Source organism: Serinicoccus shuyuelongi (assembly GCF_045032955.1).
In the GTDB taxonomy this organism is placed as follows: Bacteria; Actinomycetota; Actinomycetes; order Actinomycetales; family Dermatophilaceae; genus Ornithinicoccus.
Genome location: NZ_JBJFZU010000010.1, coordinates 74,868 through 95,570, shown reverse-complemented (window position 1 = coordinate 95,570; position 20,703 = coordinate 74,868). Strand labels below are relative to the sequence as shown.

General features: G+C 74.3%; 16 protein-coding genes. 8 read left to right on the top strand and 8 right to left on the bottom strand.

What is annotated here, in order from left to right; translation table 11 throughout:
* The first annotated feature begins 53 nt into the window (after nucleotides 1-53).
* Nucleotides 54-620: a PPA1309 family protein gene (locus ACI3EY_RS12295; protein WP_405038332.1), complete on the top strand. Its 567-nt coding sequence runs from the start codon at nucleotides 54-56 to the stop codon at nucleotides 618-620.
* A 2-nt stretch (nucleotides 621-622) separates the two neighbouring features.
* On the opposite strand, the gene ACI3EY_RS12290 is transcribed toward ACI3EY_RS12295, so the two are convergent.
* Together ACI3EY_RS12290 and ACI3EY_RS12285 are read right to left on the bottom strand one after the other, a co-directional pair.
* The gene (locus tag ACI3EY_RS12290) at nucleotides 623-1,786 is read right to left on the bottom strand and encodes a YlbL family protein (RefSeq protein ID WP_405038333.1); all 1,164 of its coding nucleotides are present in this window, start codon (nucleotides 1,784-1,786) and stop codon (nucleotides 623-625) included.
* A complete protein-coding gene (locus tag ACI3EY_RS12285; RefSeq protein WP_405040564.1) occupies nucleotides 1,783-2,211 on the bottom strand; it encodes a molybdenum cofactor biosynthesis protein MoaE in 429 nt (142 codons plus the stop codon). The genes ACI3EY_RS12290 and ACI3EY_RS12285 overlap by 4 nt, the downstream gene beginning before the upstream one ends.
* A gap of 196 nt (nucleotides 2,212-2,407) precedes the next feature.
* Here ACI3EY_RS12285 and ACI3EY_RS12280 point away from each other — a divergent pair, with 196 nt between their 5' ends.
* Together ACI3EY_RS12280 and ACI3EY_RS12275 are read left to right on the top strand one after the other, a co-directional pair.
* Nucleotides 2,408-3,859, top strand: coding sequence for a zinc-dependent metalloprotease (locus ACI3EY_RS12280; RefSeq protein WP_405040563.1), 1,452 nt, complete (start codon nucleotides 2,408-2,410; stop codon nucleotides 3,857-3,859).
* Between the two features lie 62 nt (nucleotides 3,860-3,921).
* Nucleotides 3,922-4,662, top strand: a complete 741-nt coding sequence (locus ACI3EY_RS12275; RefSeq protein WP_405040562.1) for a hypothetical protein — start codon at nucleotides 3,922-3,924, stop codon at nucleotides 4,660-4,662.
* Between the two features lie 40 nt (nucleotides 4,663-4,702).
* Here ACI3EY_RS12275 and ACI3EY_RS12270 read toward each other — a convergent pair whose 3' ends face one another.
* From ACI3EY_RS12270 to nudC, 3 genes are all read right to left on the bottom strand, one after another.
* Nucleotides 4,703-5,011 carry a WhiB family transcriptional regulator gene (locus ACI3EY_RS12270; RefSeq protein WP_405040561.1) on the bottom strand — a complete coding sequence of 103 codons (309 nt, stop codon included), beginning with the start codon at nucleotides 5,009-5,011 and terminating at the stop codon, nucleotides 4,703-4,705.
* A 542-nt stretch (nucleotides 5,012-5,553) separates the two neighbouring features.
* Nucleotides 5,554-7,662, bottom strand: a complete 2,109-nt coding sequence (locus ACI3EY_RS12265; RefSeq protein WP_405040560.1) for an ATP-dependent DNA helicase UvrD2 — start codon at nucleotides 7,660-7,662, stop codon at nucleotides 5,554-5,556.
* Nucleotides 7,659-8,606, bottom strand: a complete 948-nt coding sequence (gene nudC / locus ACI3EY_RS12260) for an NAD(+) diphosphatase (protein WP_405038340.1) — start codon at nucleotides 8,604-8,606, stop codon at nucleotides 7,659-7,661. The genes ACI3EY_RS12265 and nudC overlap by 4 nt, the downstream gene beginning before the upstream one ends.
* Before the next feature lie 91 nt (nucleotides 8,607-8,697).
* On the opposite strand from nudC, the gene ACI3EY_RS12255 reads away from it, so the two are divergent.
* Complete coding sequence (locus ACI3EY_RS12255) at nucleotides 8,698-10,128, top strand: phosphotransferase (RefSeq protein WP_405040559.1); 1,431 nt, start codon at nucleotides 8,698-8,700, stop codon at nucleotides 10,126-10,128.
* Nucleotides 10,129-10,135: 7 nt separating this feature from the next.
* Here ACI3EY_RS12255 and ACI3EY_RS12250 read toward each other — a convergent pair whose 3' ends face one another.
* Both ACI3EY_RS12250 and ACI3EY_RS12245 read right to left on the bottom strand, forming a co-directional pair.
* A complete protein-coding gene (locus ACI3EY_RS12250) occupies nucleotides 10,136-13,429 on the bottom strand; it encodes an ATP-dependent helicase (protein WP_405040558.1) in 3,294 nt (1,097 codons plus the stop codon).
* The gene (locus ACI3EY_RS12245) at nucleotides 13,426-16,611 is read right to left on the bottom strand and encodes an ATP-dependent helicase (RefSeq protein WP_405040557.1); all 3,186 of its coding nucleotides are present in this window, start codon (nucleotides 16,609-16,611) and stop codon (nucleotides 13,426-13,428) included. The genes ACI3EY_RS12250 and ACI3EY_RS12245 overlap by 4 nt, the downstream gene beginning before the upstream one ends.
* Before the next feature lie 95 nt (nucleotides 16,612-16,706).
* On the opposite strand from ACI3EY_RS12245, the gene ACI3EY_RS12240 reads away from it, so the two are divergent.
* The 4 genes from ACI3EY_RS12240 to ACI3EY_RS12225 all read left to right on the top strand — a co-directional run bounded on the left by ACI3EY_RS12240 (nucleotide 16,707) and on the right by ACI3EY_RS12225 (nucleotide 19,846).
* Complete coding sequence (locus tag ACI3EY_RS12240; protein WP_405038345.1) at nucleotides 16,707-17,345, top strand: TetR/AcrR family transcriptional regulator; 639 nt, start codon at nucleotides 16,707-16,709, stop codon at nucleotides 17,343-17,345.
* Between the two features lie 54 nt (nucleotides 17,346-17,399).
* Nucleotides 17,400-17,627, top strand: a complete 228-nt coding sequence (locus tag ACI3EY_RS12235; RefSeq protein WP_405038346.1) for a DUF3107 domain-containing protein — start codon at nucleotides 17,400-17,402, stop codon at nucleotides 17,625-17,627.
* Between the two features lie 182 nt (nucleotides 17,628-17,809).
* Nucleotides 17,810-18,085 carry a GlsB/YeaQ/YmgE family stress response membrane protein gene (locus ACI3EY_RS12230; RefSeq protein WP_405038347.1) on the top strand — a complete coding sequence of 92 codons (276 nt, stop codon included), beginning with the start codon at nucleotides 17,810-17,812 and terminating at the stop codon, nucleotides 18,083-18,085.
* Nucleotides 18,086-18,322: 237 nt separating this feature from the next.
* Complete coding sequence (locus ACI3EY_RS12225; protein WP_405038352.1) at nucleotides 18,323-19,846, top strand: DEAD/DEAH box helicase; 1,524 nt, start codon at nucleotides 18,323-18,325, stop codon at nucleotides 19,844-19,846.
* Here ACI3EY_RS12225 and ACI3EY_RS12220 read toward each other — a convergent pair.
* Complete coding sequence (locus tag ACI3EY_RS12220) at nucleotides 19,819-20,700, bottom strand: PHP domain-containing protein (protein ID WP_405040556.1); 882 nt, start codon at nucleotides 20,698-20,700, stop codon at nucleotides 19,819-19,821. The two genes, ACI3EY_RS12225 and ACI3EY_RS12220, sit on opposite strands and share 28 nt — an antisense overlap.
* Between the last annotated feature and the right edge of the window lie 3 nt (nucleotides 20,701-20,703).

Here is a 20,703-nt window from a genome sequence, read left to right as displayed (position 1 = left end):
TCCAGCCTAACCGGCGGCCAGGGTCGTCGCGGACGCGCGTCCGGTGCGACCATGTGGGGGTGCCACCGATCGACACCACCCCGTCCTCCGCCGACACCCCCGGCCCCGGCCCGCTGCTGCGGGCTGCCGTCGACACCGAGCAGCACGTCGCCCGCGGGGGGTGGGACCAGCCGCCGCGACTCTTCGCCCTCGTCCGCACCGGACTGCTGCGCGACCGCGAGCCGGCGCTGGCCGAGCAGCTCACCGCCCCGGAGGACGACGGCTTCACCGCCGTCGAGCAGGAGCGTCTCCCCCCGACCACCGACCTGGAGTCGCTGCTCGGTCGGATCGCCTGGCCGGAGGACGTGGAAGGCGTGGCGTTGGCCATCGAGCGGATCGTGGTCCCGCCGGAGGCGGAGCGCGACCTTCCCACCGACCGTCAGGAGGCCACCGACACCCTGATGGCGCACCCCGCGCGCAAGGACGTGCGGCTGCTGGCCGCCTGCCTGCGCGACGGCACCCGGACCTGCCTGCTGCGCCAGCGCGACCACGACTCCGACGACGCGGTCGCGGTCGGCGAGGACCTCGCACCGGGGCTGACGCACGCGCTGGCGATGACCCTGGTGGACGACGCCCGGTAGCGTCAGCCGTTCCCCTCCGCGAGGACCTCGGCGCAGGTGCGCAGGTCCAGCTCCGCCGGATCGGCGTCCGGGTCCGCGGTGAGGGTCTCCACCGTCTGCACGGCCTCGTCGAAGGTCGCCACCGGCACCACCGTCAGCCCGTCCGGCTCGGCACCGGCCACCTCCGTGCAGTTGCTGGCCGGCGCGAGGAACAGGGCGGCGTCGGCCTCCCGGGCGGCATACATCTTCTGGGTGATCCCGCCGATCCCGCCGACGTCACCATTGCCGGTGATAGTGCCCGTGCCGGCGACGGACAGGCCCTCGGTCATCGCCCCGGGGGTGATCTCGTCGTAGACCGCGAGCGAGAACATCAGCCCGGCGCTCGGCCCGCCGACGTTCCCGGCGTCGATGGTGACCTCGTAGGGGTTGTCGTACACCGGGGCCAGGTAGACCCCGACGATGGTGCGTCCGGTCTCCTCGTCCTCGACGGTGGGGACCTCGAGGGTCACCTCCTCACCGTCACGCACCAGGGTCATCGGCACGCTCGTGCCGGGCGTGACCTCCTGGATCTGCTCCCGCACCGCCTCCGCGTCGGTGACGTCCTGCCCGGCCACCCGGAGGATCTGGTCCTCGACGCGCAGCACCCCGTCGGCCGGGGCGTCGACGATGACCTGGGCCACCACCACCTGCTCCTCGATCTCCAGGCCGGTGGCGCGCAGCGCCACCACCGCGGCGTCGTCCTGCGAGTGCAGCATCAGCTCGGTGTTCTGCTCCCGCACCTGGTCGGCGGTCACGTCGTCGGGGAAGACGTCCTCGCGCGGCACCACGGTGGCGGAGCCGTCCAGCTCGGCGCGCAGCCACTCCCAGGCGCTCAACGGGTCCCCCGGGCCGCCCCGCAGCCGGATGGTGGTGAAGAAGAGGTGTCCGTCGGTGTCGAAGTTCTCGAGCTGCTCGTCGACGCTGACCACGCTGGTGCCGTTGATCTCGCCCAGGGTGTCGTAGACCGGACCGGGCACGTAGACCACCCTGTCCACCTCCACCAGGTTCAGCAGCGAGCCGGCGAGCACACCGGTGGCCACCACGCTGAGCAGCACGGTGGCGCGGCGACCCACCCGGGTATGCGGTGGGCCGGAATGCGAGCGGCCGGGTGCCCTCGCGGCCGTGGGCTCCGCTTCTTGCCCGCTCACAGACCCACCCACTCGTGCTCCCCTGCCTCGAACTGCTGACGCTTCCAGATGGGCACGGTGGACTTGAGCTCCTCGATCAGGTGCCGACAGCCGTCGAAGGCCTCGGCTCGGTGCTCGGCGGCGACGGCACACACGACGGCCAGGTCACCGACCTCGAGCGTGCCCACCCGGTGCACGGCGTACACCCCGTGCACCTGGGGTCGACCGGCCACCTCGTCCACCAGCGCCTGCACCCGGTCGACGGCCCCGGGGTGCGCGGAGTAGTCCAGGCGGGTCACTCCCTCGCGACCCTCGTCGTGCTCGCGCACGGTCCCCACGAAGAGGCTGACCGCCCCGGCCCGGGGGTGCCGGACCTCGCGCAGCGCCTCGTCCACGGACAGCGGGAGGTCCCGGACGTCCACGACGATCGACTGGTGCTGGCTCACGCGGCCATCATGCCTGATCCCGGCTGGGAGGCCGCTGTGCGCCGCGGCCCCGCAGGAACAGGTTCGCGGGCGGAACTCCCACGGGCCGCGCGGTGTTGGACACTGCAGGACCATCGGTCGGGACGGCACCGCGCACGGTGTCGTCCCAGCAGTGGCAGGCTGGTGGTCGAGCACCTGACCCGAGGAGGAACCGCACGTGTCCGATCACGAGCCAGCAGAGCGCCCCGACGAGCCGGACCCCCTGGAGGCCATCTTCGGCGGCCCGGTCCCACCCCAGCTGCGTGACGCCCTGGAGTCGATGGGGCTGGGTGACATCGATGCCGACCAGGTCGCACAGATGCGGTCCCAGATGGAGATGCTGATGGGAGGTGGCGGAGGCGACGACGGACCGGTGAACTCCGAGCTCGCGCACGACGTCGCCCGGCAGCTCGTCGCCCAGGAGGGGGACTCCTCGATCACGGAGGCCACCCGCCGCGACGTCGACCAGGTGGTGCAGGTCGCCACTCTCTGGCTCGACCAGGTGACCGAGATGCCCCGCCCCGACGGGAGCGGGATCGCCCTCAGCCGTGCGGAGTGGGTGGAGCGGACGCTCCCGCTCTGGGAGCGCCTGACGACACCGGTGGCGGAGGGCCTGCAGGCCGCGATGACGTCGGCCATGCAGCAGCAGCTCTCCCAGCTGGGCGAGGACGGTGCGCCCGCCATCCCCGGGCTGCCGCCCGGGATGAACCCCGCCGCGATGATGGGGCAGATGGAGCCGATGGTCCGCCGGATGTCCGCGAGCATGTTCGGCGGTCAGGTCGGACAGGCTGTCGGCACCCTGGCCGGGGACGTGATCTCCGGCACCGAGGTGGGGCTGCCGATCATGGGCGACGAGTCGGTCGCGATCCTGCCGGCCAACGTCGCCGCCTTCGCCGAGGGCCTGGAGGTGGACGGCGGCGAGGTCCATCTCTACCTGGCGGTGCGTGAGGCGGCCAGGGTGCGGCTCTTCGCCGCCGTGGCCTGGCTGGGCCCGCAGCTGCTGACCGCGGTGGAGGACTACGCGCGGGACATCCGGATCAACACCGAGGGCATCGAGGAGGCCGTCCGGCAGGCGGACCCCCAGGACCCGGAGTCCTTGCAGGACGCCCTGGGCGACAGCCTCTTCTCCCCTGAGCCCAGCCCTGCCCAGCAGGCGGCGCTCACCCGGCTGGAAACCCTGCTGGCCCTCGTCGAGGGGTGGGTCGACGTCGTCGCCGCGCAGGCGGTGGAGCCGCACCTGCCGCACGCCGAGGCGTTGTCCGAGGCGGTGCGTCGGCGCCGGGCCACAGGCGGCCCGGCGCAGCGGACGTTCGCGTCGCTGGTCGGGCTGGAGCTGCGACCCCGTCGGCTGCGGGACGCCGCCAACCTGTGGGCGGCGCTGGAGTCGCAGCACGGGCGCGACGCACGGGACGAGGCCTGGGGACACCCCGACGTCGCCCCCAGCGGTGCGGACCTGGACGACCCGCTGGGCTACGTGCAACGGCACGGGGCCGGTGGCGGCGACGTCGACCTGACGGTCACCGACGCGGACATCGAGCAGCTGCTGCGCGGTGAGGCCGGTCCGTCCTCGACCCGGGAAGCGGAGGAGGACCACGGCGGCACCGACGCCGGTGACGACCCGAGGACCTGAGCCCGCGGCGTCGCTGTGGACAACCCTGGGCACCGCGGTACCACCCGTGGCAGTGTCTGGCCATGACGCCTACGGATGGGGCGGGGCCGGGCAGGCCCTCCTGGCTGCGCAGACCCGACGGTCGCGTCCAGGTGGGTGTGGGCCCGGGGGCGTGGGTCGTGGACGGGTGGGATCCCACCCTGGACCAGCAGGGCCCCGCGACCCAGCTGCTGCGGCAGCTGGAGCGGACCACCCAGGTACCCCCGCCCGGCCCGACCACCACCCGGTTCACGGTGGTCGGGACCGGGCAGGTGGCGGATGAGCTGGGTCACGCGTCGCCGGACGTCACCGCGGTGCGCGACCTCGGCGAGCTGCGCCGTCTGGGCCCCGGGGACGAGGGCGCGCCGGTGGTGCTCGTCAGCCCTTACCTGGTCCCCGTCGGATCGGCACGCCACCCGACGCTGCTGGGCCGGTCGGTGCTGCCGGTCCTCCCACAGACGGGCCGTGTGGTCGTGGGGCCCTGGACCGGGCAGCCGGACGGACCCTGCCTGCACTGCCTCGACCTGCACCGCAACGACCGCGACCGGGATTGGCCAGGGCTCGCGGCCGCGCTCGACGACCCGCTCACGGCGCCCCTGCCGCCGCGGCACACGGCCCCTGTCGTCGCGGCCGTCACGGCGCTGGTGGTCCTGCTCGTGGCCGCGCCCGTCCCTCGCGTCCTGGGGATCGCGCACGAGCTCGGTCCTGCCCCACCGCACGTGGTGACACGCCGCTGGCCCACCCACCCCACCTGTCCATGGCACCGGCCGGGGACAGGTGGGTGAGCGGGATCAGCCCTCCTCGCCGACGTCACCGTCGCCACCCTCAGGCGGCCACCTCGTCCTTGCGAGGGCGTCCGCGCGGCCGCTTGCGGGCCATCACCCGGCCCTGCAGCAGGAGCTGACCTCCCCAGACTCCCCAGGGCTCGGCGCGTTCAAGGGCTCCGGCGAGGCACTGCTCCCGCAGCGGGCACGGGCCGCACAGCTCCTTGGCGTGCTCGACCTCCGCGGGGAGCTCGGCGAACCAGAGGTCGGCGGGGTGCTCGTGGCAGGGCAGGGCGGCTCTGGGCGGCACCAGCCCCAGGGGAGCGTGCCGGTCGTCGGGTCGGTGCTGCCGGTCGGCTGCGGGAAGCACTGCGGATCCTTCCTGATGTCGGTGCTGCTGCGGGTCTTGGGCCGGTGTCGTCATGGCGGTCGCCTCGTCGTCGGAGATGGAGGGACCCGGGGACGAACCGTGCCGCCGGAGGCACCGGCTGGGCAGCAGAACGGCCGCGGATCCTCTGGCGAGGACTCGCGGCCGGAACAGGAAGGTGGTGCCTTCTAGGGTGTCCGGGCAGAGCTCAGGCCAGGGAGGGGGTCGGAGGACGGCACGGTGCCGGTCCCCGGAGCGCCGACCTCGAAAAGGGCCGGGCGCGGAGCCACCGCGTCCTCGTACGCGCCGACCGCACGGGGGCGGAAGGCACGGAGGGTGGACGTGGTGAACCTCGGGAGACGGGCGATGCCGCCGGTGACGATCATGGTCTTCATCGTTTCCACCCTCCTCTCGTCTGCGCTCGACCCCGGGCCATGAGCCGCGGGCTGGACGAGGAACACTCTAGGCGCACTCCTCGAGAAGCCGCAACGACTTTTTCCACGGTGCTCCTCACGACCTCGTCGACGGGCCCACCGACGGGGTCGTCAGCCGTCTTGGTGCAGGATCTGCAGCACCGCGTCGCCGTACATCTCCAGCTTGCGGGCGCCGACCCCGGAGATCTGCTGCAGGGCGACCCGGTCCCCCGGGGTGCTCTCGGCGATCGCGATGAGGGTGGCGTCGGTGAAGACGACGAAGGCGGGCAGCCCGGCCTGCTGGGCCTGGTGCCGTCGCCACTCACGAAGCCGCTCGAAGACCGCCTCGTCATAGGTCGCCGGGCACGTCGCGCAGCGCCCCATCTTGCGCTCGGCCGCACCGGTGAGGATGGCACCGCAGGTGCGGCAGGTCCGCGGCGGGCGGGGACCTGAGCGGGTCGACCGCCTGGCCGACCTGGCCGGGCGTCCCGCCTCGACGGCCTCCCCGCCGAGCACCGCGCTCGCCGGTGCCAGGAAGCGGGAGACGGACCGGCTCTGCCGGCCACCGGGGCTACGGGCACCGGCCCAGCTCAGGAACAGGTGCTGCTGCGCCCGGGTGATCCCGACATACAGCAGCCGACGCTCCTCCTCGACCCGCGCGGGGGTGTCCGCCAGGGTGATCGGCAGCAGGCCCTCGCTGCACCCGACCAGGAAGACCGCCTTCCACTCCAGCCCCTTCGCGGCATGCAGCGACGCCAGCGTGATCCCCTGCACCGTCGGAGCGTGCTGCTCCTTGGAGCGTCGGTCCAGCTCGACGACGAGGTCGCCCATCCGTGCCTGGGGTGACTCGCGAGCCAGGCCGTCGGCCAGCGAGGCGAGTGCCTGCAGGCTCTCCCACCGCTCGCGCACGGCACCGGCGCCGGCGGGCGGGTCAGGGGCCCACCCGGCGCCGGAGAGCACGTCCCGGGTCAGGTCCCCCAGCGGCGCGGACCCGTCGTCCGAACGGACGGCGCCCCGCAGCAGCACCACCGCGTTGCGGACCTCGGCCCGCGAGAAGAACCGTTCCCCGCCGCGCACCAGGTAGGGGATCCCGGCACCGGCCAGCGCGCTCTCGATCACCTCCGACTGCCCGTTGGTGCGGAAGAGCACCGCGACCTCGCTCGGCTCCACGCCCTCGGCCAGCAGCCGCGCCACCCCCTGCGCCACGCCGGCGGCCTCGGCCTCGTCGTCGGCACAGGCGGCCAGCGCCGGGGCCGGTCCGTCCTCGGACTGGGCCACCAGCGGCGCGCCCGCGGTGGTGCCGGGTCCCCCGGCGCCCGGGGCCGCCCCCAGGACCAGGTTCGCCAGGTGGACCACCTGGGGGGTGCTGCGGTAGTTGCGCACCAGCCGCACGGTGCGTGCATCCGGGTACCGGGCGGTGACACCGAGGAGGTGGTCGGCCGAGGCCCCGGTGAAGGAGTAGATGGACTGGGCCGGGTCGCCGACCACGCAGAGGTCGCTCCGCTCGCCCAGCCACAGCTCGAGCAGGTGCTGCTGCAACGGGTTCACGTCCTGGTACTCGTCGACGACGAAGTGCCGGTACTGCTGGTGGATGGTCGCGGCGACCTGCGGGTGCTGGTCGAGCATCCCCACGGTCAGCAGCAGCACGTCCTCGAAGTCGATGACGTGCCGCTCCGCGCAGACCTCGTGGTAGGTCTCGATCAGCCGGCCCATCGCGCTCGGGTCCAGGTCGGCGACGGAGCGCCCCAGCGCCCTGGCCCGGGCCGGGTAGGTGGCGGCGGTCAGCATCGAGACCTTGGACCACTCGATCTCGGCGGCCACGTCCCGCAACGCGGCGCGGTCCAGCCGCAGCCGGAGCCGTCCCCCGGCCTCCACCACCGCGGGGACCTTCGCCGCGATCACCGTCGGCGGGGGGCCGCCGACGGCCTGCGGCCAGAAGAACTGCAGCTGGCGCAGTGCCGCGGCGTGGAAGGTCCGTGCCTGCACGCCGCTGACGCCGAGCTGCCGCAACCGGGTGCGCATCTCCCCGGCGGCCCGGGAGGTGAAGGTCACGGCGAGGACCCGACCGGGCGGGTAGGCGCCGCTGGCGACGCCGTAAGCGATCCGGTGGGTGATGGCACGGGTCTTGCCGGTGCCGGCCCCGGCGAGCACCACCATCGGCCCGAGCGGGGCGGAGGCCACCTCACGCTGCTCGGGGTCCAGCCCGGCCAGCAGGGCGTCGGGGTCAGGTGCCTCCGTCACCGGGGGGCCACCTGGCCGTCCCCCGGCAGCGGGCCACCGAACCACTCCTCGATGAGCCGGCGCGCGATCGACACCCGCGACGGGAGGGTGAGCCTCCCCTCGGCGACCCCCTGCTCCAGCTCGTCCCTGGTGTACCAGTCGGCGTGCCGCAGCTCGCTCTCCTGCAGGACCAGCCGCGTCGTCGACGCGCTCGCCCGGAAGGCGAACATCAGCGAGGCCGGGAACGGCCAGGGCTGGTTGCCGCGGTACCGCAGGTCGGTGACGGCGACCCCGACCTCCTCGGCCACCTCCCGGATGACGGCCGCCTCCAGCGACTCCCCCGCCTCGACGAACCCGGCCAGCACGGAGACCCGTCCCTGCGGCCAGGGCAGCCCGGTGCCCAGCAGCAGACGGTCGTCGGGGTCGGTGACGGCCATGATGACCGCCGGGTCGGTGCGCGGATGGTGCTGGGAGCCGTCCTCCGGACAGCGACGCACCCAGCCGGCCTCGACCACCTCTGTGGCCCGCCCGCACCGGGGGCAGTGGCCGTGGCGACGGTGCCACTCGGCGAGCGCGGTGGCGGTGGTCAGCAGACCGGCGTCGGTGTCGTCCAGGTCGGCCCCGACCTCGCGGAGGCGGGCCCAGCCGGCACCTGCTCCGTCGGGCAGGGCGGTCTCGGGCAGCGCGTCCTGCTCCTGCACCGCCAGGTAGGTGGCCCCGTCACGCACACCGAGGAACCAGGGGTCGCCCTCGGCGTCGGCCGGTACCGGAGATCGCAGGTGCAGGTGCAGGCCGTCGGCGTCGGTGCGCACCGGCGTGGCACCGTCCCGCAGGACCACCACCCGGGTGCGTCGGTCCGCCAGGGCGGCCCGCACGGCGTCGTCGTCGGCCCTGACCGCGGCCGACCGGTCGACGGACGCACGGGAGAGGGCAAGGTCGAGGTAGGTCTCGTCCGGAGGTGTCACGCCCGCCACTGTAGGCGGCGCCCCCGACACGGTGAGGACGTGCCGGGTGGCCTGCCACCGTCGGCGTGCGACACGGCATACCGTGTGAGGCGTGAACCGCAGCGACCTGGCCCTGGCCGCCCTCGCGAGCGCCGCCGTCCCCGGGATGAAGCCGGTGGCCGTGGCGCGGATGGGTATCGACGAGGCCGAGGCCCAGCTGCAGCAGGCGGTGGTCGAGGACGCGACCGGCCGACGGTGGCTGGTGCGTGCCCCCCTCACCGCGGTGGCCGGGGCCCGGCTGCAGCGCAACGACGAGCTGGTGCGCCAGCTGTCCCGCCACCTCCCGTTCACGGTGCCGGCCCCGGCCGGGTACGCGGCCGTCGGCGCCGAGGGGAGCGCCGCGGTCTACCCGCACGTCGAGGGGATGACCCTGGACCTGGCGCACCTGCCGGAGGGGGCAGGGCTGGCGCACGCGGTGGGGCGGGCGATCGCCGCGATCCACAACATCCCTCCCGCCGTGTTCGAGAACCAGGACGTGCCCACCTTCGACGCCGCCGGTTGCCGGCAGCGGCTGATCGCGGACATCGACCGGGCCGCCGAGACAGGCCGGGTGCCGACCCGGCTGCTGGCCCGGTGGGAGGAGGCGTTCGAGGCGGCGCCGTTGTGGCAGTTCGCGACCACGCCGGTGCACGGCGCCTTCCGCGGGTCCACCGTGCTCGTCGCCTTCGCCGACGACGACGCCGGCAGCGGCCGGGTCGTCGCGGTCACGGACTGGGAGGAGGCGATGGTGGCGGACCCCGCGACCGACCTCGCGGACCTGTACTCGCGGGCCACCCCCGGTGCCTGGGAGTCGGTGCTGGACAGCTACGGCCTCGCCCGCTCCCACCGCCCCGATCCCTACCTGCACGCCCGCGCCCGGCTCATCTCCGAGACCCGACGGCTGCAGGGCCTCGCCCGGGCCGTGGGTGAGGGCGAGGAGGACCTCGCCCGTCGCATCGTGGAGTCGCTCCGGCGGATGGACAGGCTCACCGAGGACGAGGACTCGCTGGTGCCGACCACGGCCCGCGGCGCTGCCGGGGTGACCGCACCGACCCCGGCAGGGACGGTGACCGAGCAGGTGCGACCGGTCCTCACCGGGGACGCCCCTGTGGACCAGCCTGAGGACGACGGCGACGGCGACGGCGACGCACCCGACCACGATGCCCCCGGTACAGCCACGGACAGGATGGACGGTGGCGACGTGCCGGCGGTGGACCCCGACGCGACGGCCGAGGTGATGGTCCCCCGTCCGGTCGCCGAGGACAGCGAGGACGTCGAGGACACCGACGACCGCTCGACCGAGGTCGGGTCGGCCGGGCACGACGGCGCCGTACCCGATGAGGGTATGCGCGACGAAGACAGTCTTGAGGGGGTCGCTCCCGGGAGTGTGACCGAGGAGGACGACACGTCCGAGGAGATGGCTGACGAGGAGCGCCTGCACGAGCTGTACGGGATGCCCGCCGAGGATCCCGAGCGGACGCAGCCGCCCCGGGACCGTTCCTGAGCCGCTCTCAGCCGGGCCCGGACAGCCGGTCCAGCAGCGAGACCAGGTCCACCTCGGTGGGCAGCTCGGGACGCACCGTCCTTCCGGTGGCGGCGTAGAAGAAGGCCGCACCCACCTGGCCCGGGTCCAGCCCGATGAGCCGCGCGTAGGCCAGCCGGTAGACCCCCAGCTGCACCACCCGTGCCCGTTGCTGCTCGGGGCTGCCCGGGGAGCCCGTCTTCCAGTCGACCACGGTCACGCCCCCGTCGGGCTCGGCGAAGACGGCATCGATCCGGCCCGCCACCGTGCGGCCGCCGACGGAGGTCTGGACGGGGACCTCCACCGCCGTCGGGGTGCGTCCTGCCCACTCGCTGGCGAGGAAGTGTGCCTGCAGCGGCGCCAGGTCCTGGGAGAGCTGGGTGGCCGTGTCCGCCGACTCGAGGGTGTCGAGGTCCACCAGGGTGGCCGCGGAGTAGTGCTGCTCGACCCAGGCGTGGAACGCGGTGCCGACCCGGGTCCGCGGCGCCGGTGGCCGCGGCAGCGGGCGACGCACCTGCGCGACGAAAGCCTGCGGGTCGGCGGCGAGCTCGACCAGGGCCGAGGTGGACAGGTGGTCCGGCAGCACCGGGCCGGGCGCCGCCCCGGCACGCGCGGCTCGCTCGGCCAGCAGCACCGTCACCGTCTCCGCCCAGGGCGAGGCCGTCGTCGATGGGGGCTCCTCCGAGGTCGCCCGGGCGGCGAGCAGTGCCGAGGCGAGGTCACGCACCGCTGACCGACGCTCGTCCTGGGGTACCGGCCACCGGGCGCTCAGCTGCTCGCTGAGCCGCGGGTTGGTCATCTGGGCCGCGTCGTCGGGGTCGGGCATCGGGGCCCAGGTCCGCACGTCCACCCCGTCACCGCGACCGACCTCCTCGAGGAAGCGGGAGGTCACCCGTGGCATCCGGCCGGTGGACCACACCGGCGCGGTGAGGAGCACCCGGTGCCGAGCCCGGGTGAAGGCGACGTAGGCCAGCCTGCGCTCCTCCTGGACCGAGAACCTGCCGTTGGCCAGGCCCAGCTCCTCGAGGTCCGTCCGCAGGGCACGGGTGTCCGGGACCGACCACCACGCCAGGTCGGGCCGTCCCTCGCGGTCACCGCGCAGCGGCGTCGGCAGCCTGCCCACCCCGGCCAGCCATCCCTTCTCGGCACGGTCCTTGACGGTCCACTCCCCCTCCCGGTGGGTGGGTGTCGTCCGGCCCGCCGGGAAGGTGCCCTCGACCAGGCCGGGCACGGCGACCAGGTCCCACTCCAGCCCCTTGGCGGCGTGCACGGTGAGGACCTGGACGGCGCCCGCGTCGACCGACACCTCGGCCAGCTCGGGGACCTCCACGTCCTCCAGGCCCCGCTCGTGCTCACGGGCCGCGTCCAACCAGTCCAGGAAGCCGCCCAGGGTGCTCCGGTCGGCTCCGGCGAGGTACCCGGCGGCCACGTCGGCCAGCGCGTCGAGGGGTGCCCTCCCCCAGCTCGGGTGCAGGTCCGGGTCGGAGGCGACCTCGAGGTCCAGCCCGAGCAGCCGTTCGGCCTCGACGACGAGGTCGGGCAGCGGCAGGCTGGTGAGGGCGCGCACCCTGCGCAGCACGTCCGCCAACCACTGCACCCGCCGGCCGCCCTCCGGCGACAGGTGCTCCCCCCCGCGTCCCACCCACCCCTGCGGTGGTGGCTGCTCCACCGCCTCGGCCAGGACGGCGGCGTGCTCACGCTCGGAGGCGACGTCGTCCCCCGGATCCCGGGCCAGCTCCCTGGCACGGGACCAGAGGGCGTCGATGTCGGTGGCACCGAGCCTGCAGAGCGGGCCCGCGAGCAGCCGCATCACCTGGTCACCGCGCGTCGGCTCCTGCGCCAGCCAGAGGAGGGCGACCAGGTCCAGCACCTCGGGGGTGTCCAGCAGGCCACCGAGACCGACCACCTCCACCGGCAGGCCCCGGCGACGCAGGGCGTCCACCACCGTCGGGAACTGGGCCCGCGCCCGGCACAGGACGGCCGCGGTGCCCGCTCCGGGCCGGCCCCAGTGCTCGGCGACCCAGTCCGCCACGTGCTCGGCCTCGGCCACGTGGTCGACCAGGCGGGCGACCTCGACCAGCCCTGGTCCCGCCGCCGGCCCCGGTCGCAAGGTGGCCACCGGCACCTCCGTCAGCCGACGCAGCTCCTCGGCGACGGCGTTGGAGGCGGCCAGCACCGCGTGGTCGTTGCGCCAGGAGGTGCTCAGCTGCAGGACGGGGGCGGCCCGCCCGTCCAGGGCGAAGTCCCGCGGGAACCTGGTCAGCGTCGTGGCGCTCGCACCACGCCAGCCGTAGATGGACTGGTGCGGGTCACCGACGGCGGTCACCGGCATGGGCTCTCCGGCGAACAACGAGGTGAGCAGCACCATCTGGGCCTCGGAGGTGTCCTGGAACTCGTCGAGGAGCACCGCCCGGTACCGGGTCCGCTCCCCCAGGCCGACCGCGTCGACGTCCCGTGCCAGTCGGGCGGCGAGTGCCATCTGGTCCCCGAAGTCGAGCGCACCCCGGGCCACCTTGGCGGCACGGTATGCCTCCACCAGCGGATACATGAGCGCCTGCTTGCGCAGGGTGCCGGCCAGGTCCGCGCCCGTCTTGAGCGGCCGCCCCTCGTGCGGCAGCGCCTCGCAGCGGTCGGCCAGCCGGTGCAGCAGCCGATGCGCCTCCTCCGGCGCCACCAGGTGCTCCCCGAGCTCACCGGACAGCGCGATCACCGAGCGCACGACGGTGCTGGGCGCGCTGTCCATCCCGTCCATGTCCCCGTGGTATCCGCTGACCACGTCGTGGGCGAGCTGCCAGCAGGCGGCCTCGGAGAGCAGCACCGCGTCCGGCTCGACCCCCAGCCGCAGGCCGTGCTCGCTCACCAGGCGACCGGCGTAGGCGTGGTACGTGGAGATCGTCGGCAGGTCGAAGTCGTCGGAGCTCCCCGACCACCGACCGGGGTGGGCCCCCTCCGGCATCTGGTCGGACGAGCCCGACCAGAGCCCTTCCTCACGCAACCGACGCAGCTTGCTCGTGAGCCGGCCGGCGAGCTCGAGCGCGGCCTTGCGGGTGAACGTGAGACCGAGCACGTCCTGGGGTGCCACCAGGTCGTTCGCCACCAGCCACAGCACCCGGGACGCCATCGTCTCGGTCTTGCCCGAGCCTGCGCCCGCGACCACCGCGGTCGGCAGCAGCGCAGCGGTGATGACCGCCTCCTGCTCCGGGGTGGGCGGAGGCGTGCCGAGCGCCGCAGCCAGGTCGCCCGGCGTGTACCGCACCGCCGGGGTGGGGTCGCTCCCGCTCATCGCTGCCGCCCCTCCGGCTGGAGCGGGCAGGCGAAACGGGCGGGGCAGCGACGACAGCGACGCTCCAGGTCCCGGGCCGTGAACCCTGCCCCGGCCATACCCTCACCGACCTCCAGCACCATCCGCCGCGCCCAGCCCGGGTCGTCCGTCCCGTCCAGCGCCTGCTGGTCCCGTTCGATCGCCCCGGTCGCGCCCAGCTGCACCAGCAGCGCCCCGCCGCTCTCGGTGCCCACCTGCTCCGCGAAGGCGCCCTCGGTGACGGCGACCTGGTAGGCCCCCAGCTGGGCGTGCCGCTCGGCGTCCGCCTTCGGCACCGGAGTCCGCCCGGTCTTGAGGTCGGCGACGACCGCACGACCCTCGGCGTCCCGCTCCAGCCGGTCGACCGCCCCCACGAGCCGGACCTCACGCCCCACCTCGTCCTCCCCCGGGCGCAGGGTCACGTCCAGGTCCAGCTCCACGCCGACCACGTCGCGTCCCTGCCCGGCCGCCTCGGCGACGTACCGGCCGTAGCGCTCCAGCATGGTGCGGGCGTCGTCCCGGGCCCGGTCGTTGATCCACCCGTCGGGCAGCCCGAGGTCGGGCCAGCGTCGGTCCAGCTCCTCCCCGAGCTGCGCCACCGACGCGTGCGGTGCGGCGGCCACGACGTCGTGCACCAGGGTGCCGAGCTCCGCGGCGAACGCCTCTCCGGTGTCGGCGCCACGGGAGGTGAGGAACCAGCGGAGCGAGCAGTCGAGGTACGTCTGCAGTCGGGACGGCGAGACGCGCACGGGACCCTCCGGACGGATCTGCCCTTCGCTGGAGACGTCCCGGGTCGCCCACCACGAGCCCGGGTCCGCGCCGGCGACCCCCTCCTGCCCCAGGCGGAGCAGCACGTCGACGGCCTGGTCCCTGGTGGCCCGGTCACCGTCGCGCTGGGCACGCGCCGCGGTGCGCCGCAGCTCGCCGACCAACCCGCGCAACGTCATCGGCGCCGGGACGTCCACCGGAGGGCGGTCCCGGAAACCCGGCTCCACCAGGTCCAGGAGACCCGAGGGCTGGTCGTCGGTGCTCGAGGTGGCGGTGACCAGGAGCTGCTCCCGGGCGCGGGTCACGGCCACGTGGAACTGGCGCAGCTCGTCCGCCCTCACCTGCGCCAGCGCAGCCCGCCACGCCTCCTGGCCGGAGACCGGACGCCCGTGCACCGCCGCCACCAGCGCCTCCGCGCCGAGCAGGGTGTCGCGCAGCCGCAGGTCCGGCCAGATGCCGTCCTGCACCCCGATGACGGCCACCCGGTCCCAGCGTCGGCCCGCTGCCGCGTGCGGCGTCAGCACCTGCACCTGCTCGGCCCGCCGGGCACCCGTGACCAGCGTGTCGGCCGCCACCTCGGCGCTCTGCACCTCGTCCAGGAAGCCACGCGCCCGACTGCCGGGGCGTCGCTCGACGTAGCTCTCGGCCGCCGCGAAGAGGACCAGCACGGCATCCAGGTCACGGTCGGCCCGGGCACCCACTGCTCGTCCCTCGGCCGCCTGCGCACCCCAGGTCAGCGCCAACCCGCTGGCCGACCACAGGGCCCACAGCACCTCGTCCGCCGCACCGGCACCGGCGGCGGTGCCCTCGCCCGGTCGGTGGTATGCCTGCCACCCGGCGTCGAGCACCTGCCCGACCCGGACGACCGCCTCCTTGTCCGCCGGGACCAGCGCGGGTGACCCGGACCGCAGACCGGGGTCGGTGACCTCGTGTGCCAGGAGCTCGTCGGCCCCCCGCCGGCCGTCGGCCGCCAGCTCCTCGGCCCGGAGCCGTCGACGGAGCCGGCGCAGCCCGACCGGGTCGAGCCCGCCCAACGGACCGGTCAACAGGGCGGTGGCCTCCTCCGCGCTCACCACCCAGCCCTGCTCCGCGCCGGGACGGGTGACGACGTCCAGGGCCAGCAGCAGCGGCAGCACGGCCGGGTCCGCGCCCAGCGGCAGGCCGGACCGGTCCACCTGGACCGGGACACCGCCCGATGCGAGCACCCGGCGGACGGTGTCCTGCTGCCCCCCGCTCCGGGCGATGACCGCGAGCCGGTTCCACGGCACCCCGTCCACGAGATGGGCGCGGCGCAGCCAACGGGCCACCAGCGCCGCCTCCTGGGCCGGGCTCCGGGTGAGGCGCACCATCGCCGAGCCGGACCTCTGCTCGGCGTCGACGCTCTCTGGCCGCCGGTGCCCGGCGTCCCCGCTCACCCCGATGCGGGAGGCGACCCGGTCGGCGACCTCGCCGACCTGCGCCCCGACGCCGTGCCGGTGCCCCAGGATGATGCGGTGGGTCCCGGTCCCGTCCTGGGCGGCCCAGCGGCGCCCCAGCTCCAGGAACAGACCGGGGACGGCGCCCCGGAAGCCTTGCACCGTGCTGTCCGGGTCACCGACCAGCAGCGCGTCTGCCCCGGGCGGGCGCACCGCTGCCAGCAGGCGGGCCGCGGAGGTCGTCAGCTCCTGCGCGTCGTCCACACCGACCAGACGGACCCTCCGGTGCACCAGGCCACGGAGCTCGTGGTCCTGGTCGAGGGCGTCCGCCGCCGCGGTGCAGATCCAGGCGGGGTCGAAGCTTCCCGGGTCCGACAACGCGGTGACCTGGTCGTACTCCTCGAGCACCTCACCGGCGCAGGCCCATTCCGGCCGGTCGTGCTCGGCGGCCAGCCGCTCCAGGTCCTCCCGCCCCAGCCCGTGCTCGACGGCGCGCATCAGCAGGTCGCGCAGCTGTCCCCGGAAACCGGTCGTGGTCAGCGCGGGCCGCAGGTGCTCGGGCCAGTCGGGTCCGGTGCCGTTCTCCCGGTGCCCGACCAGCAGCTCGCGCAGCACCGCGTCCTGCTCCGCCCCGGAGATCAGCCGCGGGACCGGCTCGCCGGCGCGGGCCGCCGCCAGGCGCAGGACGGAGAAGGCCAGCGAGGCCGCGGTCCGCGCCAACGGCTCGGTGTGCGTGGCCCCGAGCCCCGCCCCGATGTCCGACCGGAGCCGGGCGGCGCCCTGCCGGGTCGCGGCGATCACCAGGCACTCGTCCGGCAGGAGGCCCTGCGCCACCCGGTGCTGGACGTGCTGCGTCAGCACGGTGGTGCGCCCGCTCCCCGGCCCGCCGAGCACCAGCAGCACACCACCACGGTGCCCGATGACCTGCGCGTGCGCCGGGTCCGGCCGGTGGGGGGCGGGGGTGGTCGCGGTACCTGCCATGACACCCATCACATCACCCGGTACGGACAGTGCCGTCCTTGGCCGGTGGGCGAGGTGCCCGGCCTAGGATGGGCACCGACCCAGAGGAGAGACGTGTGAGCATCCCCCCAACGCCTGCACCGGGCGCACGACCCGGCCGGCAGGAGCGTCGCGGCATGGTGCTGGACGCCGCGCTCGAGGCGTTCTCCGAGGACGGGTACCACGCGACGGCGATGGACGACATCGCCGAGCGCGCCGGCGTCAGCAAGCCGGTGCTGTACCGGCACTTCGAGAGCAAGCTCGACCTGTACCTCGCGGTGGCGCGTCGGGTGGCCGACGAGGTCGTCGAGATGACCGAGCGGGCGCTGGCGTCGTCCGAGAACAACGAGGCACGGATGACCGCCTGCCTCACGAACTTCTTCACCTTCGTGGAACGACCGGCCTCCGGGTTCTCCCTGCTGTTCGCCTCCGACATGCTCTCCGAACCGGCGGTGGCCACCCTGCTCGACGAGACGCGCCAGGCGTGCGGCGAGGCGATGGCGCGGAGGATGTCCACCGAGATGGCGCTTCCCTGGGACGAGTGCGTCCTGCTGGGCATCACCATGGTCGGGATCGCGCAGAACTCCGCCCTCTACTGGTACCAGCACCAGCACCGGCTGCCCCGCGAGCGCGTCCTGTCCCTGGTCACCACGGTCACCTGGACCGGGCTGGTCTCCGTCCCCCCGGGCGTCGGGGCGGCGAGCGCCGAGGACTAGGCTGTGACCGACCGCAGGGGCCGCCCTGCCCACCGCTTCGATGGAGGTACCACCGTGGAGGTCCGCATCGGGATCCGCGACGTCGCCCGTGAGGTCGCTTTCGAGTCCGCCCAGACGCCCGCGAAGGTCCGCGCGGCCATCACCGAGGCCCTGGCCGGGGACAGCACCCTCATCGAGCTGGAGGACGACAAGGGCCAGCTCGTGCTGGTGCCCACCGCCGCGCTCGCCTACGTGGAGATCGGGGTGCAGGAGAAGGGGCGCGTCGGCTTCGGCACGCACTGACCGACCCACCGGTCACGCCACGCCCCGCGAGACCCCCCGGTGCGGTGGCGTGTTGAGGTGGTGCGCCGCCCCGATCGGCTCTACGATGAGCGCCGATCCTGCGGGCGACCCGATGTCGCCGGCAGGACACCAGTGACGGGGAGTGCCCCGTGCTGGACACACGTCTCGAAAGGCACCACCTCATGATCGCCACCATCATCGTCGCCCTGATCGTCGGCTGCATCGTCGGTCCGCTGGCGCGGCTGATCCTCCCCGGTCGTCAGAACATCTCCCTGCCCGCCACCATCGGCCTGGGTGCCGTCGGTTCCCTGGTCGGCTCCTTCGTCGGTGCCAACTTCCTCGGCACCGAGGGCTCCCAGTTCAGCTTCTGGGGCCTCATCCTCGGCACGGTCTTCGCGATCATCGCCGTCGTCGCCTACCTGGCCATCACCGGCCGCAACAACAAGGCCGTCCGCTGACGCGCTGACCTCGACGTCCGACGACGCGCCCTGCCCGCTCGGGCAGGGCGCGTCGTCGTCGTCCGGTAGAGTTGCAGCGTTCACCGGTGCCCGGTCGGCCGTCCTGCCCCGTAGGCAGACGGTTGATGCGGGTCGGGCACAACGCCCCGTCCCCTTTCATCGCACACGTACCCGATCGGCCCGGACCGCCCCGACACACCTGTCGGGAGGCGGCCATCCGTCCGATCAGGAGTACGCATGCTGGAAGACCGCACGTTCGCCGACTTCGGCCTCCACCCGGACATCGTCCGGGCCGTGGCCGACGGTGGCATCACCCACCCCTTCCCGATCCAGGCGATGACCCTGCCGGTCGCGCTGGCCCGGCACGACATCATCGGCCAGGCGAAGACCGGCACCGGCAAGACGCTCGGCTTCGGGCTCCCGTTGCTGCACAACACCGTCGCCCCCGGGGACGACGGCTTCGCCCGTCTCGAGCGCCCGGGAGCCCCGCAGGCCCTCGTCGTCGCACCCACCCGTGAGCTCGCCGTCCAGGTGGCAGGTGACCTGGCCAAGGCCGCCGCGCACCGGGGCATCCGCATCCTCACCGTCTACGGAGGCCGCGCCTACGAGCCGCAGATCGACGCCCTGGCCGCCGGCGTCGAGGTCGTCGTCGGCACACCCGGTCGACTGCTCGACCTCGCGGCCAAGGGGTTCCTGACCCTCGGGCACTGCCGCACGGTGGTGCTGGACGAGGCGGACGAGATGCTGGACCTGGGCTTCCTCCCCGACGTGGAGAAGATGCTGGCCCTCACCCCGGCCGGTCGGCACACCATGCTCTTCTCGGCCACCATGCCCGGCGCCGTGGTGTCGCTGGCCCGCCTCTACATGACCCAGCCGACCCACATCCGGGCCATCAGTGAGGACGACAGCGGCCAGACGGTGGCCGCTGTCGAGCAGTTCGCCTACCGTGCGCACGCGATGGACAAGGTGGAGATGGTGGCGCGCATCCTGCAGGCCGAGGGTCGTGGGCTGTCCATCATCTTCGCCCGCACCAAGCGCACCGCGGCCAAGGTGGCCGACGACCTCGCGGACCGCGGCTTCGCGTCCGCCGCGATCCACGGCGACCTGGGCCAGGGGGCCCGTGAGCAGGCCCTGCGCGCCTTCCGGGCCGGCAAGGTGGACGTCCTGGTCGCCACCGACGTCGCCGCCCGCGGCATCGACGTCGAGGCCGTGACCCACGTCATCAACTACCAGTGCCCGGAGGACGAGAAGACCTACCTGCACCGGATCGGTCGTACCGGTCGGGCCGGCGCGACCGGGGTCGCGATCACGTTCGTGGACTGGGACGACATGCCGCGCTGGGGCCTGATCAACAAGGCGCTCGACCTCGGCTACCCCGAGCCCGAGGAGACCTACTCCTCCAGCCCGCACCTCTTCGAGCAGCTGGGGATCCCGGCGGGGACCCGGGGCACGCTGCCCAGGTCGGCGCGTACCCGTGAGGGGCTCTCCGGCGAGCGCCTCGAGGACATCGACGGACCCGGCGAGCGACGCCAGCAGCGGGGCCGCGGCCCCTCCGCCGGTGGCGCAGGTCGAGGAGGCCGGAGCAGCGGTGGGCGAGGCAGCGGCGGCGGCCGTCCTGACGGTGGCGCCGGCCAGCCCCGTCAGGAGGAGCGTCCGCGCCGCGAACGCGCAGAGGGCGGCGAGCCCGGGTCCGGCGGCGGTCGTCGTCGGCGGCGCCGTCGCACCACCTCCGGTCAGCCGGAGTCCCCCAGCAACGGATGACCACTACCGGCCCCGAGGATCGCGTCGAGCACCTCGGGGCCGGTCAGGTTCTCGCCCAACCGGTTGGGCTTGCCCGCACCGTGGTAGTCGCTGGACCCGGTGGTCAGCAGTCCCAGCCGCCGGGCCAGCTCGCGCCCGTGGGCGCGCTGCTCCGGGTCGTGGTCACGGTGCTCCACCTCCAGGCCCAGCAGCCCGGCCCGCGCCATCTCCCCGATAACCGCGTCCGGGACCAACGTCCCTCGCGCCGCGGCGAACGGGTGGGCCATCACCGCGACCCCACCGGCCGCCCGGACCAGCTCGGTGGCGTGCACCGGTCCGGGGGCGTAGTGCCCGACGTGGAACGGACTGCCGCTGGCCAGCACGTCGGCGAAGGCCTCGTCCCGGGAGGCGTACCGGCCGTTGCCGACCAGCACGTCGGCGATGTGCGGCCGACCGAGTGACGCCTCGTCCCCGGCCAGCGCGAGCACCTCCGGGTAGCTGACCGGGAAGCCCTCCGCCGCCAGCAGCTCCACCATCCGCCGCAGCCTCGTCCGCCTGCTCTCCCGGGTCCGTCCCAGCTCCTCTGTCAGCCCCGGGTGCCCGGGATCGACCAGGTACCCGAGCAGGTGCACGGAGACGCCGTGCCAGCTGCAGGAGATCTCCACCCCCGGCACCACGACCACCTTGTGCCGCCTCCCGGCGCGGTCCGCCTCCGCCCACCCGGACACGCCGTCGTGGTCGGTCAGGGCGACGACGTCCAGCCCGGCGGCGGCCGCCTCGCGGACCAGCACGGCAGGGCTCTCGGTGCCGTCGCTGCGGTCCGAGTGCGTGTGCAGGTCGATCCGGGCGTCCGGGTCGAGGGGGGGTCGCGGCATGAG